The following is a 14,563-nucleotide window of genomic DNA, read 5'->3' on the forward strand; positions in this document are numbered from 1 at the left end:
ATAGATTAACCACGACAAGACGGCTCATCCCACTATGCGACTCGAACACGTCAGCCGCGCGACACGGCCCTTTTCATCGGCATCGCCGGCGATCGACCGCTTATGCCGCGAGATCGACGACGCGCTCGCCGCCGCGCACGGCGCTCCGCGCGCCTCGTTCGGACAACGCGTGCGCCTCGCGCTGCAACGCGCGATCGGCGATCCGGGCATGCTGCGCCCCGATCAGCGCGTGAGCAATCCGCAGCGCTATTGCCGCCATCTGCTCGCCGCCGATCCGTTCGACCGCTATGCAATCGCCGCGCTCGTCTGGGAGCCGGGGCAGGCGAGTCCGGTGCATGGTCATCGGACCTGGTGCGGCTATGCGGTAATCGAAGGAACGCTGGAAGAGACGCTCTACCGCTGGGACGCGGCCGAGCATCGCGCGGTCGAGACGCGGCGTCATCCGCGCGAGTCGGGCGCGGTGTCCTTTGTGGATGCGGGACGCGGCGCGATTCATCAACTCGGCAATCCGGCCGATGCCGCCGCGCGCGCCGTGTCGCTGCATATTTACGGCGTCGCGGGCGAGCAGATCGCCACGCACGTCAACGATCTGCTCGCCGCCTGAAGGATTGCTCAGCCCTTGCCGGGCTCGGGCGCGGTCGGAATCTGCGGCGGAATCGGCACGGATTGATCGGTCGGCGGCGGCGCGGGCTGCGGTTCGTGCGATACATCGCGCGCCGCGGCGGCGGCCATTTTCGCCTCGCGCGACAATCCCGGACCGACCGCCAGTTCCTCGTCCTCTTCCACCGGCGCGGGCGGCTCGCCCGTCCAGATGCGCCGGGCGCGCTCGCGTCCCTCGGCGTCCGCGCCCGGCATCGCATCGCGCGTCATCTGCACCTGCATCTGCGGGACGGGGATCTCCATGCCGGCTTCGTCCATCTTGCGCTTGATGCGCAGATTGAAGGCCCGCGCGACGCTCCATTGCTGCAACGGCCGCGTCTTGATCTGCCCTTTGACGACCATCCAGTTCGGATCGAAGCGGTCCAGTCCCCACACTTCGACCGGACCGAGCATTTCCAGCCGATAACGCAGGTCGGCCATCAGGTCTGCGCCGACTTCGCGAATCATCTGCGTGACCTCGTCGACGTCCGCCGTGAAGGGCACGCGCACTTCGAACACCGCATACGCGAAGTCGCGCGACAGATTCTTCACCGTCTTGATCTGCGAGAACGGAATCGCGTGGATCGCGCCCTGCCCGTCGCGCAGGCGCACGGTGCGGATCGTCAGACTTTCGACGATGCCTGCGTGGCCGCCTTCCACCTCGATCGAATCGCCGACCGAAATCGTGTCTTCGATGATGATGAAGAGTCCCGTGATCAGATCCGCGACGAGCGATTGCGCGCCGAAACCAACCGCAAGACCGATCACGCCCGCGCCCGCGAGCAGCGGCGTCACATTCAGGCCGAGATTCGCCGCCGTGACGATCGCCGCGACGGTCAGCAGAAACACGAGCACGACGTTGCGCACGAGCGGCAGCATGGTGCGCGCGCGCATGCTCGGGCCGCGTCCGCCGCGCCGCGACGCATCGGGCTTGAGCGCTTCCTGAATGCCCGTGTCGATCAGAATCCAGATCAGCCAGACGATGAAGAACGTCAGCACGATCATCGCGACCGCGTGCGTGATGCCGCGCGCGGCCACGCTCTCTTCGGCCATGTGCGCGAGCGAAAAGCCCCAGAAGCGCGACGACAGTTCGAGAAAGGCAAGCCATACGCCGACCACGATCATCGTGCCGACGAATTTGATGAGCCTGCGCACATACGCCGATTGCCGGCGCGGCTTGCGCGATTTCGGCCGCGTGATGCGGATGACGACCGCCGACAGAAAGAACGCGACGACGAGTAGGCCCGCGGTCGCGATCGCCATCTGCAACACGTTCTCCGAGGTGCCGATGCCCATCAGCGTCGCCACCACGGACGCCGACGCGAGCAGCAAAAGCGGCAACTGCCACAGCGACGCGACCACTTCGAACGTCTCGGTCGCAGCCTTGCGCGTGTTGCGCTGTTCGTACGTGCGGCTGCGGATCAGATGCGCAACGGGCCGCTGGAACGTGAGCGCGAAATACGCGGTCAGCGCCGCCGCGCCCATGTTCGCGCACGTCGAGATCAGCGCCGAGAGATTGGTGCCGAGCTGCTGCGCGACATCGTAATTGGCGGCGGCATCGCCGAGCGCGCCGAGCGTGCCGATCAGAAACAGAAGCCGCCGCGCGCGGATGATGAGCAGGTTCACCGCGACGCGCCGGTGCGCCGAGCCGAACAGCGAGAACATGATGAGACAGATCGCCGAAAACACCGCGCCCGCGACGATCGCATAGGCGGTGACCATCGCGAGCGTGCGCCCGAGCGACAGCGGCATGTAGTGCGTGAACGTCAGCGCCGCGAGGAACGCGAACAAATACGGCGCGACACGTCGCAGTGTAAAGAGCAGCAATTCGCGCGTCGTCGGATTCGAATGCAGGCCGGTGTCGATGCCATAACGCGCCTGCACGCGGCGCTGCAGATAGACGAGCACCATCGCGCACGCGCCCCAGCCGGCGAGCGTCGCGAAATAATTGAACAGCGTTCGGCCGAACGGCTCGCGGCTCTGGCTCGTGACGATCGTGAAGAGTTCGTTGCCGGCGGCGTTGAAACGTCCGATCCAATACGCGATCGGCGTCTTGCCGCGCTTCACGTCGGCCTCGACGTTCGTGAGCGCCGACGCGATCGCGCCGAGCAGCCCCGCGTTCTGCGCGATCGTCGCCACCACCGATGACGTCCCTGCGCCCGAAGCCGGCGGCGCGCCCGCCGCCGTGCCGCTCGCCGCGGCGTCCGTCGCCGATGCGGCGGCTGCCGCGCCGGATGCGGGCGCCGGGCCTGCTGTGTCGGCGGCGCGCTTCGCATCGCGCAGGTGCTTGAGTTGCGCGACGAGCGCGGCGCGCTGCTTGTCGCTATCGAGCGTGGAAATGATGTTGTCGAGCGAGCGCAACATCTCGGCGTCGGACATGGCGGGTGCCGACGCGGCATCCGGCGCGGAGGCGGGCGCGGCGGGCGCGATCAGTTCCTGGAAGGTCGGCAGCGTGAGCGCGGGCGCGGCGTCGGCGGCGGGCGCCAGGAATGCGATCGACGCGGCCAGCGCGACGAGCATCGACGACATTGCGGGCGAACGAGCGCGCGAAGCGTGGCGTGAAGCGTGACGTGAAGCGTGCCGCGCACGCAGATACGCGAGGCCGGCGCGAATGTGCATGAACGCCGCCATCCAGGACATCGCGACAGACGCCGCCGCGCGTTCCGGCGCGAGCTTGCGTGACTTCATAACGGTCTCGATTCTGAAAGACCGCCAGTTTAGCGGCTGGGAGCCGAACGCCGTCCAACCCGGACGTAACCGAATGTTAAGTCGTTTCGCATCGTTTTCTGAGCCGAATCACCGCAATTACCGCGATTACCGCGATTACCGCGCTATTTGTCCATCTCCGTGCGCGTGCCGCTCGCATCGGAGCCGGGCCCCGCGACCGAACCTTGCGCGCTCGCCTGCGGATTCGACGCGCCGCCGTCCTTCGCCGACCATTCCTGCAGCTTGCGCCCCGCCGATTGCAGGCTGGCGCCGGTCGCGCTCGCGGCGTTGTTGATCGCCGCATTCGTCGCGCTCGCCGCGCCGTCGAAGTTCGCGCGCGCGGAGGCGGCGACGCTGCTCGCGGATACGTCGGGCATCGAACCGGCGTTGCCGATGTTCTGCTGCGCCGACTGCTTCGCCGCATCGACCTTCTGGCCGACATAGCTCGCCGCCTGATCCAGCTTCTGATTTGTCTGGCTCGCGAGGTTGTTGAATGCGTTCGCGGCCTGTCCTGCGGTCGCGTCGTGCTTCTCGCACGCGGCGAGCACGCCGAGCGCCGCGACTACGACGGCGATGCGGGTCATGGGAGTCATCTGCATGGTCTTACCTCGTGCCTGATTCGTGCGCACATCATACGGTATCGACGCAGCGCCTATTTTCCCCGCTCGCCGAACGAGCGAATCGGACATTCGAACCTTGCATCGCAGGGGAACCTCGCGCGCGCCTTCGCGCGAAATTGATCGAATAGAAGTTTCCTTCTACATTTCGGAGCCTTCTGGTTTTAGCGGCATGTGCGGTGACATATATTCGCCGCGTCCCTGCCTCTCACGAAAGTTCGCACCATGCTTTTCATGAATGTCGCTGTCGCTCTGGTCGCAGCGTTGATGTTGTTCGAGCCGTTCGCCCGCGCCCCCGTTTCCCGCTTCACCACCCGTCGCATGCGCCGCAATCTCGCCAACCGTTCGTTCTATCAGGCAGGCGCGGCGTTCTTTGCAGCATTGCTCATCGCGACGAGTCCGCCCGCTCCCGAGCGTGTCTCTCCGCTGTTCGTGTACGGCGTGGCCCTTTTGCTTATCGGCGCAACCATCTACTGGATCGTCCGCGGCCAACGCCTGCTCCGTCAGCCGCGCGTGTTCACGAACGCTTACTGATTCCTTCGATGCGGCGCGCTCTATCGCCGCTTCTCGCGACTGGCCGATAACTTCGGTGCCCGTCGCCATCGCTCTTCCTCCGACCTCCCCGCCGCGCGCCATCGGCTGCGACTCAGGCACTTTCAGGTATATTCGCCCCACGGCGTCTAGCGAACGCGCGAACGAAAAAAAAGGCGCTACGTTTCCGTAGCGCCTTAAAAGTTCTAGCCATTCCGAGGGCCGTGCTAGAACCTGAGAGCCAGTCTTTCGAGTGCGGAGCGGAAAGCGCTGACGCGCACATCACTTCCGGTTTCGAAATTCGATTCCATTTTTTCCGGGATCGCTGCTCAAGTCAAGCAAAATCTCGCGGTCCGGGCAACTGCCCAAGTTTCGTTCAGCACGCTTCTTTCGTTAAAAAAGTTCATCGCCGATGCAGCTTATTGCGAAGGCTTGCATCGTTTGCAAGTTTCTCGACGCGGCCTTGTAGAATTGCGCGACGTCATCAAACAAAACGATGTTTCACAAAACAAATGCCTATGCAAACTGAACGGTCGGCGGGCCGCGAACGCGCCCGGGAGAAAGACGGCGAGGAAGTCACCGCACTCGCACGCGGACTCGATGTGCTGCGCCGCATCGCCGCCGCAGACGCGCCCGTCAGCAATCGCGAACTGACCGACTGGACCGGGATTCCGAAACCCACGGTGTCCCGCATCACCGCGACGCTCGTCGGCGCAGGGCTGCTGCATCGTCTGCCCGACAGCGAGCGCTTCGTGCTCACCGCGTCAGTGCTCGAACTGAGCAACGGATTCTTACGCAATTTCGACATTCGTGCACGCGCGCGCCCGTTTCTGATCCGGCTTGCGGAACGCACCGGACTGTCCGTTCACCTCGCCGTGCGCGATCGTCTGGAGATGGTTGTAATCGATGCCATTCGGCCGCGGTCCGCCGTGCTGGTCTCGCGGCTCGAAGTCGGCGGCAGGATGGACCTGAGCCGCACGGCGGTGGGCCGCGCTTACCTCGCGGTGCTGTCGGAGGCGGATCGGCGTGCGCTCATCGGCAGTCTGCAGACCGCATCGGGCGACGACTGGCCGGCCATTGCGGGCGGCTTGCAGCGCGGCATCGACGACGCCTTGCAGCTTGGCTTCGCGATTTCCGTCGGCGAATGGCATCACGGACTGAACGCTGTCGCGGCGGGCTTCGTCGGACCGTCCGAGGAACGCTACTCGGTCAACTGCGGCGGCGCGGCGCATCAGTGCCCGCGAGAAATATTGATCGACGATATCGCGCCCGCGCTGCTCGAATGCGTCGGGCAGATCGCGCGCGAGATCGGCGGAACGCACGCGACGAACGCACTGCGCGCCGCCGGCTAGTCATCGCGTGCGCCCAACGCGCTTCTCAACATATCGAAAGCATGCGTCGATGCGCGTGTAACAGTCGTAATCAACAGAAAGAATGATCGGTGGACGGCCCCCGGTGCGAGACGTAGCATCATGCTTCGCGCGCACCGGGGCCGCGCCGGATTCTTGCCTGATGTGTCGGGCGAGCTTTCCAGCTGCTTTCAACGGCCCCGCTTTTTCACGGCTTCCGCTTCGGTCCGGTTCATGCGCGCGGCGCATCGCCTTTGCGTGACTGAACCATGACCGCCGCCCGTCCGCGCTCCGTACAGATTTGAAAGACCCAGCCTTCGAACCGATGGACGACCAAAAGAATCCCCCCGCGCAGCCGCGCCCGACGCCTCCAACGCCTGCAGCCATCGAACCCGCGCCACGGCGCCGCCGGATCGTGCCGCTCGTCGTCGCGCTCGTGATCATCGCCGGTGCGCTCGTGTGGTGGCATCCGTGGAATCGCGGCAGCGGCGACGGTGCGAGCGGAACGCCGGAAGCGCGTCAAGGCGGACGGCGCGGCGCGCCGAACGCGATGAATCAGCCGCAGCCGGTACACGTCGCGACGGTCACGCAGGGCGAGATGCCCGTCGTCATCAATTCGCTCGGCACCGTCACGCCGCTCGCGAACGTCACCGTCAAGACGCAGTTGAACGGCACGCTCGTCGATGTCGCGTTCAAGGAAGGCCAGATGGTCAAGAAGGGCGACGTGCTCGCGCAGATCGATCCACGCCCCTACGAAATCTCGCTGCGCAACGCGCAAGGCGCGCTCGCGAAAGACGAGGCGCTCCTGCAGACCGCGCGCCTCGATCTGCAGCGCTATCAGACCTTGCTGTCGCAGGATTCCATCGCCAAACAGCAGGTCGATACGCAGGCGTCGCTCGTGAAGCAGTACGAAGGCGCGGTGAAATCGGACCAGGCCAACGTCGATACGTACAAGCTCGATCTGACCTACGCGCGCATCACGGCGCCGGTGTCGGGACGCGTCGGCCTGCGTCAGGTCGATCCGGGCAACTACGTGACGACGGGCGACACGAACGGCGTCGTCGTCATCACGCAGTTGCAGCCGATCAGCGTGATCTTCACCACGTCCGAAGACAATCTCGCCGCGATTCTCAAGCCGCTGCGCGCGGGCACGAAGATGTCGGTCACGGCGTACGACCGCGCGAACACCACGTCGCTCGAAGCGGGCCATCTCGAGACCGTCGACAACCAGATCGACACGACTACCGGCACCGTGAAGCTGCGCGCAACCTTCGACAACAAGGAAGGCATGCTCTTCCCGAATCAGTTCGTGAACACGAAGCTGCTCGTCGACGTCATCAAGAACGCGACCATCGTGCCGACGCCCGCGGTGCTCAACGGCTCGTCGGGCGCGTTCGTGTATGTCGTGAAGCCGGACAACACCGTCACGGTGCGCAACGTGAAAACAGGTCCGGTCGATGGCGAGCGCACGAGCATCAAGTCCGGTCTGCAAGTGGGCGAGCGCGTGGTCATCGACGGTTCGGACCGACTGAAGGAAGGCGCGAAGATCACGATTCCGGCCGACAAGGCGAAAGCGGCATCGGGTGCCTCGGGCGCATCGGCCGCCGCGCCCGCTTCGGCGGCATCGGGTGCGCGTCACGGCGGTCATCGGCGTCAGCAATCGCAGCAGTAAGCGCAATTCGAAAGCATGAATCCATCCCGCATTTTTATCCTGCGCCCGGTCGGCACGGCGCTCCTGATGGCGGCGATCATGCTGGTCGGCCTCGTCGCGCTGCGCTTTTTGCCGCTCTCCGCGCTGCCCGCCGTCGACTATCCGACGATCCAGGTCCAGACCTTCTATCCGGGCGCATCGCCCGACGTGATGACATCGAGCGTCACCGCGCCGCTCGAAAAGCAGTTCGGGCAGATGGCGAGCCTGAATCAGATGTCCTCGCAGAGTTCGGCGGGTGCATCGGTCATCACGCTGCAGTTCAGCCTCGATTTGCCGCTCGACATTGCCGAGCAGGAAGTGCAGGCGGCGATCAACGCGGCGGGCAATCTGTTGCCGTCCGACCTGCCCGCGCCGCCGATCTACGCAAAGGTGAACCCCGCCGACGCGCCGATCATGACGCTCGCTGTCAGCTCCAGGACCTTGCCGCTGACGCAAGTGCAGGATCTGGCCGACACGCGTCTCGCCCAGAAAATCTCGCAAGTGGCAGGCGTGGGCCTCGTGTCGGTGAGCGGCGGCAATCGCCCCGCCGTGCGCATTCGCGCGAACACGCGCGCGCTCGCCTCGTACGGGCTGAACATCGACGATCTGCGCACGACGATCTCGAACCTCAACGTCAACACGCCGAAGGGCAACTTCGACGGCCCGACGCGCGCCTATACGATCAACGCGAACGATCAGCTCACCGATGCCAACGCGTACAAGAGCGCGGTCGTCGCGTATCGAAACGGGCGTCCGGTGATGCTGACGGATGTCGCGACTATCGTCGAAGGGCCGGAGAACACGAAGCTCGGCGCATGGGTCGATTCGACGCCCGCGATCATCCTGAACGTGCAGCGTCAGCCGGGCGCGAACGTGATTGCGGTGGTCGACGGCATCAAGAAAATCCTGCCGCAATTGCAGCAATCGCTACCGGCGGCGCTCGATGTTCGCGTCGTCACGGACCGCACCACGACCATCCGCGCATCGGTGCGCGACGTGCAGTTCGAGCTCGCGCTGTCCGTCGTGCTGGTCGTGCTCGTCATTTATCTGTTCCTCGCGAATGTCTACGCAACCATCATTCCGAGCTTGTCGGTGCCGCTGTCGCTGGTCGGCACGCTCGCGATCATGTACCTGTGCGGCTTCTCGCTCGACAATCTCTCGCTGATGGCATTGACCATCGCGACGGGCTTCGTCGTCGACGACGCCATCGTGATGATCGAAAACATCGCGCGTTACGTCGAGGAAGGCGAATCTCCGCTCGAAGCCGCGTTGAAGGGTTCGAAGCAGATCGGCTTCACCATCATCTCGCTGACGGTTTCGTTGATCGCCGTGCTGATTCCACTGCTCTTCATGGGCGATGTGGTCGGCCGCCTCTTTCACGAGTTCGCGATCACGCTCGCGGTGACCATCGTCATTTCGGCAATCGTCTCGCTCACGCTCGTGCCGATGATGTGCGCGAAGCTCCTGCGTCATACGCCGACGAAGGAAAGCAAGCGCTTCGAGGCGCGCGCGCATCAGTTCATCGATTACGTGATCGGGCGTTATGCGGTCGCGCTGAACTGGGTGCTGGCGCGGCAGCGCGCGACGCTGTTCGTCTTCGTGCTCACGCTCATTCTTACCGCCGTGCTGTACGTGTACATTCCGAAGGGCTTTTTTCCGACGCAGGACACCGGTGTGATCCAGGCGATTACGCAGGCGCCGCAGGCCGCGTCGTATCAGGCCGTCGCGGACCAGCAGCAGGCGCTCGCGAAGAAGATTCTGCAGAACCCGGACGTCGAAAGCCTGACCTCGTTCGTCGGCGTGGACGGCTCGAACATCACGCTGAACAGCGGGCGCATGCTCATCAACCTGAAGCCGCGCGACGACCGCAGCAATACGTCGAGCGATGTCATCCGCGAGATTCAGAGCGAAGTCGCCGATATTCCCGGCATCAAGCTGTACATGCAGCCGGTGCAGGATTTGACGATCGATTCGACCGTCAGCCCGACGCAGTATCAGTTCATGCTGACCGACCCGAACTCGGCCGAATTCGCGGAATGGGTGCCGAAGCTCGTCGAACGGCTGCAACATACGTCGGTGCTGACGGATGTCGCGACCGATTTGCAGCAGAATGGCCAGTCGGTGTATATCGAGATCGACCGGGAAACGGCCGCGCGCTTCGGCATCACGCCCGCGACCGTCGACAACGCGCTCTACGACGCATTCGGCCAGCGCATCATCTCGACGATCTTCACGCAGTCGAACCAGTACCGCGTGATTCTCGAAGCCGAACCGTCCGACGCGCACTACAGCGAAACGTTGAACGGCATCTATCTGCCCTCTTCCACCGCGAGCAACGGGCAGGTGCCGCTTTCGGCCATCGCGAAGTTCCATGAGCGCGCCGCGCCCTTGCTCGTCACGCACCTCGGGCAGTTCCCGGCCACGACCGTGTCGTTCAATCTCGCGAAGGGCGAATCGCTCGGCGCGGCGGTGAAGGCGATCGAGCAGGCGAAGGAGGACATCGGCTTGCCGGCATCGTTCCAGATTCGCTATCAGGGCGCGGCGCTCGCGTTCCAGGCGTCGCTGTCGAACGAACTGTTCCTGATACTCGCGGCCATCGTGACGATGTATATCGTGCTCGGCGTGCTGTACGAGAGCTTCATCCATCCGATCACGATTCTCTCGACGCTGCCGTCCGCGGGCGTCGGCGCGCTGCTTTCGCTGATGATCACCGGGCACGATCTCGACATCATCGGGATCATCGGCATCGTGCTGCTGATCGGCATCGTGAAGAAGAACGCGATCATGATGATCGACTTCGCGCTCGAAGCGGAGCGCGACCAGGGCAAGCCGCCGCGCGAAGCGATTTTCCAGGCGTGCCTGCTGCGCTTTCGCCCGATTCTCATGACGACGATGGCCGCGTTGCTCGGCGCGCTGCCGCTGATGCTCGGCTGGGGCGCGGGCTCGGAGCTGCGGCGTCCGCTCGGCGTGGCGATCGTCGGCGGTCTGATCGTGTCGCAATTGCTCACGCTCTTCACGACGCCCGTCATCTATCTCGGCTTCGACTCCCTCGCCCGCAAGCTGCGCGCTCGCTTCAATCGCGGCAGGCCGACGGCGCCGGCCAGCGAAGGACGCTGATTCATGAACATGTCGCGCATCTTCATCGCCCGGCCGGTCGCCACGACGCTGCTCGCGATCGGCATCGCGCTCGCGGGCATGTTCGCGTTCGTGCGCCTGCCGGTCGCGCCCTTGCCGCAAGTCGATTTCCCGACGATCTCCGTGCAGGCATCCTTGCCCGGCGCGAGCCCGGAAACGGTGGCGACGAGCGTCGCGAGCCCGCTCGAAAGGCATCTGGGCACCATCGCGGACGTGAGCGAAATGACGTCGATGAGTTCCGTCGGCACAACGCGCATCACGCTGCAATTCGGCCTGAACCGCGACATCGACGGCGCCGCGCGCGACGTGCAAGCCGCGATCAACGCCGCGCGCGCCGACCTGCCGACCGCGCTGCGCCAGAATCCGACGTATCACAAGGTCAACCCCGCCGACGCGCCGATTCTCGTGCTCGCGCTCTCCTCGCCCACGCGCACGGCGGGCTCGCTCTACGATTCCGCCGCGACCGTGCTGCAGCAGACGCTCTCGACCGTGCCGGGCGTCGGCGAAGTCGACGTCAGCGGCTCCGCGAACCCGGCGGTGCGCGTGGAGCTGGAGCCGGGCGCGCTCTTTCACTACGGCATCGGGCTGGAGGACGTGCGCGCCGCGCTCGCTTCAGCGAACGCAAACAGTCCGAAGGGCGCGATCGAGTTCAAGGGCACGCGCGTCCAGCTGTACACCAACGATCAGGCGAGCAAGGCCGCGCAGTACAAGGACCTCGTGGTCGCGTACCGCAACGGCTCGGCGGTGAAGCTTTCGGATGTCGGCGAAGTGGTCGATTCCGTCGAAGACCTGCGCAATCTCGGCCTCATCAACAACAAGCGCGCGGTGCTCGTGATTCTGTATCGGCAGCCAGGCGCGAACATCATCGAGACGATCGACCGCGTGAAGTCTATGTTGCCGCAATTGCAGGCCGCCCTTCCCGCCGATGTCCAGATCACGCCGACCGCCGACCGCTCCACGACGATCCGCGCTTCGCTGCACGACACCGAGCTCACGCTGGTCATTGCGGTGGCGCTCGTCGTCATGGTCGTGTTCCTGTTCCTGCGCAACTGGCGCGCGACGCTGATACCGAGCGTCGCCGTGCCGATATCGATCATCGGCACTTTCGCGGCGATGTATCTGCTCGGCTTCTCGCTCGACAATCTTTCGCTGATGGCGCTGACCATCGCGACGGGCTTCGTCGTCGACGATGCGATCGTCGTGCTGGAAAACATCACGCGGCATGTGGAGAAAGGCGTGCCGCGCATGCAGGCGGCGATCATCGGCGCGCGCGAAGTCGGCTTCACGGTGCTGTCGATCAGCGTGTCGCTCGTCGCCGTGTTCCTGCCTATTCTGCTGATGGGCGGCATCGTCGGGCGGCTTTTTCGCGAGTTTGCGCTGACGTTGTCGCTTGCTATCGGCGTATCGCTCGTCGTTTCACTGACCGTCACGCCGATGATGTGCTCGCGCCTGCTCGACGAGCCGCACGAGCGCAAGCAGGAAGGCCGCGTCGCGCGCTGGCTGGAGCGCCAATTCGACCGCATGCAGCGCGGCTATGCGCGCACGCTCGGCTGGGCGCTCGCGCATCCGCGCACGCTTCTGATGCTCCTGTTCGCGACCATCGGGCTGAACGTTTACCTGTACTACATCGTGCCGAAGGGCTTTTTCCCGCAGCAGGACACGGGGCGCATCATCGGCGGCATTCAGGCGGACCAGAGTACGTCTTTCCAGGCGATGAAGCTCAAATTCGCGGAGATGATGAAGATCGTCGAAGCGGACCCTGCCGTCGACAGCGTCGCGGGTTTCACCGGCGGGCGCTCGACCAACTCGGGCTTCATGTTCATTTCGCTCAAGCCCAAGAGCGTGCGCAAGGTCTCGGCCGATCAGGTCATCAACGGCTTGCGCAAGCCGCTCGCGGATGTCGCCGGCGCGCGCACGTTCCTTCAGGCGGTGCAGGATATTCGCGTAGGCGGGCGGCAATCGAACGCGCAATATCAGTTCACCTTGCTGTCGGATTCGACCGCCGATCTGTACAAGTGGGGACCGCTACTCACCGAGGCGTTGCAAAAGCGCCCCGAACTCGCCGACGTAAATTCCGACCAGCAGCAAGGCGGCCTGGAAGCAATGGTCACGTTCGACCGCGCGACCGCCGCGCGCCTGGGTATCAAGCCCGCACAGATCGACAACACGCTCTACGATGCGTTCGGCCAGCGGCAGGTGTCGACCATCTACAACCCGCTGTCGCAGTATCACGTGGTGATGGAGCTCGCGCCGAAATACTGGCAAGACCCGGAGATGCTCAAGCAGATCTACATCAGCACGTCGGGCGGCACGGCGAGCGGCTCGGCATCGACGCAATCGACGACGACTTCAAGCACGACGTCGACCGCATCGACGTCGGCCACAGGATCGACGGGCGCGGGCGGCGCGTCGACGAGCACGTCCGATACCACTGCCGCGCTCGCGCTTGCCGCCGTGAAGAACTCGGCGACCAATGCGATTGCGGCGACGGGCAAGAACGGGTCGTCGTCGGGCGCGGCCGTATCGACGTCGAAGGAAACGATGGTGCCGCTCTCAACTATCGCCAGGTTCGGGCCGGGCAACACGCCGTTGTCGGTGAATCACCAGAGCCAGTTCGTCGCATCGACCATTTCGTTCAACCTGCCGCCGGGCAAGTCGCTGTCCGACGCGACCGCCGCGATCTACGAAACGATGGCGACGATCGGCGTGCCGCAGACCATTCATGGCAGCTTTCAGGGCACGGCGCAGGCGTTTCAGCAGTCGCTCAACGATCAGCCGCTTCTGATTCTGGCGGCGCTCGCGGCGGTTTATATCGTGCTCGGGATTTTGTACGAGAGCTATATCCATCCGATCACGATTCTTTCGACGTTGCCGTCGGCGGGTATCGGCGCGTTGCTCGCATTGTTGCTGTTCAAGACGGAGTTCAGCATCATTGCGCTGATCGCGGTGATTCTGCTTATCGGCATCGTGAAGAAGAACGCGATCATGATGGTCGACTTCGCGATCGAGGCGACGCGTCATGGCGCGCAGACGCCGCAGGATGCGATTCGCGAGGCGTGTCTGCTGCGCTTCCGTCCGATCATGATGACGACCGCTGCGGCGCTGCTCGGTGCATTGCCGCTTGCGTTCGGCACGGGCGAAGGTTCGGAGATGCGTGCGCCGCTTGGAATTGCGATTGTCGGCGGGTTGATCGTGAGTCAGATGCTGACGCTTTATACGACGCCGGTTGTTTATCTTTATATGGATCGGTTTCGGATTCGCGGAGAAGAGCGGCGGGCACGTAGAGCGCGGGATCGGGCGCGGCCTGCCGGTGCGGCGGAGTGAGGTTTCTGGTTCGTCCGGTTCTATTTGCTGCTGCAAAGAAAGCAGCTTCTGTGACGCCCGCGGTCACACGCAGTTTCGGTAGTTCTCCCGTCCTCCGTGGCACTCGGCCAATGACTGCCCTTCTCGCAATCAGCCGCGGTCTGACTCGCCAGGCCGTTCGGTGCGCTAGTTCTTTGTCCCGCTCCGCAGCCGATCAGTTAATCAGGTGTGCGAAAGCGTGTGCTCTTTTCTCGTTGATTTCCGTTGCGCAGCGGGCGGATTTCGCCTTTTTTGTTCGCCGGATCCCGGCTTCTTAGTGGTCTATTAGCACTGCCCCTGTGCGGGGCGGCAGTCACTTTCTTTGCTGCTGCAAAGAAAGTAACCAAAGAAAGCAGCTTTTCAAGCCCGCGGTCACACGCACGTTGGGTAGTTCTCTCGTCCAAGGTGGCATCCGCCTAAAGAGTGCCCTCATCACAATTACCCGACTTGGTTCGCGCACGGTCTGACACATCGCGCCGCACTAGCGCGCTGGTTCAGCACGATCAAGCTCCGGCCCGCTACGCGGCCGATGGGTTAATCGGGTACGCGCGCGC

Annotated in this window: 8 protein-coding genes; 6 read left to right on the forward strand and 2 right to left on the reverse strand. The window is 64.2% G+C overall.

Going from position 1 to position 14,563, the window contains the following annotated elements:
* Positions 1-34 precede the first annotated feature (34 nt).
* A complete protein-coding gene (locus AWB77_RS12740; protein WP_061134774.1) occupies positions 35-604 on the forward strand; it encodes a cysteine dioxygenase family protein in 570 nt (189 codons plus the stop codon).
* A gap of 8 nt (positions 605-612) precedes the next feature.
* On the opposite strand, the gene AWB77_RS12745 is transcribed toward AWB77_RS12740, so the two are convergent.
* Together AWB77_RS12745 and AWB77_RS12750 are read right to left on the reverse strand one after the other, a co-directional pair.
* Positions 613-3,327, reverse strand: a complete 2,715-nt coding sequence (locus AWB77_RS12745; RefSeq protein ID WP_061134775.1) for a mechanosensitive ion channel family protein — start codon at positions 3,325-3,327, stop codon at positions 613-615.
* A 143-nt stretch (positions 3,328-3,470) separates the two neighbouring features.
* On the reverse strand, positions 3,471-3,944 hold the full coding sequence (locus AWB77_RS12750; protein ID WP_061134776.1) for a BCAL1086 family glycoprotein: 474 nt from the start codon (positions 3,942-3,944) through the stop codon (positions 3,471-3,473).
* Positions 3,945-4,187: 243 nt separating this feature from the next.
* Here AWB77_RS12750 and AWB77_RS12755 point away from each other — a divergent pair, with 243 nt between their 5' ends.
* From AWB77_RS12755 to AWB77_RS12775, 5 genes are all read left to right on the forward strand, one after another.
* The gene (locus AWB77_RS12755) at positions 4,188-4,496 is read left to right on the forward strand and encodes a hypothetical protein (RefSeq protein ID WP_061134777.1); all 309 of its coding nucleotides are present in this window, start codon (positions 4,188-4,190) and stop codon (positions 4,494-4,496) included.
* A gap of 515 nt (positions 4,497-5,011) precedes the next feature.
* Positions 5,012-5,845, forward strand: coding sequence for an IclR family transcriptional regulator (locus AWB77_RS12760; protein ID WP_096031123.1), 834 nt, complete (start codon positions 5,012-5,014; stop codon positions 5,843-5,845).
* A 322-nt stretch (positions 5,846-6,167) separates the two neighbouring features.
* On the forward strand, positions 6,168-7,514 hold the full coding sequence (locus tag AWB77_RS12765; RefSeq protein ID WP_061134779.1) for an MdtA/MuxA family multidrug efflux RND transporter periplasmic adaptor subunit: 1,347 nt from the start codon (positions 6,168-6,170) through the stop codon (positions 7,512-7,514).
* Positions 7,515-7,529: 15 nt separating this feature from the next.
* Positions 7,530-10,649: an MdtB/MuxB family multidrug efflux RND transporter permease subunit gene (locus AWB77_RS12770; RefSeq protein WP_061134780.1), complete on the forward strand. Its 3,120-nt coding sequence runs from the start codon at positions 7,530-7,532 to the stop codon at positions 10,647-10,649.
* Positions 10,650-10,652: 3 nt separating this feature from the next.
* Positions 10,653-13,991 carry an efflux RND transporter permease subunit gene (locus tag AWB77_RS12775; protein ID WP_061134781.1) on the forward strand — a complete coding sequence of 1,113 codons (3,339 nt, stop codon included), beginning with the start codon at positions 10,653-10,655 and terminating at the stop codon, positions 13,989-13,991.
* The last annotated feature ends 572 nt before the right edge of the window (positions 13,992-14,563 follow it).

This window comes from Caballeronia fortuita (genome assembly GCF_001544835.2).
Classification (GTDB): Bacteria; Pseudomonadota; Gammaproteobacteria; order Burkholderiales; family Burkholderiaceae; genus Caballeronia; species Caballeronia fortuita.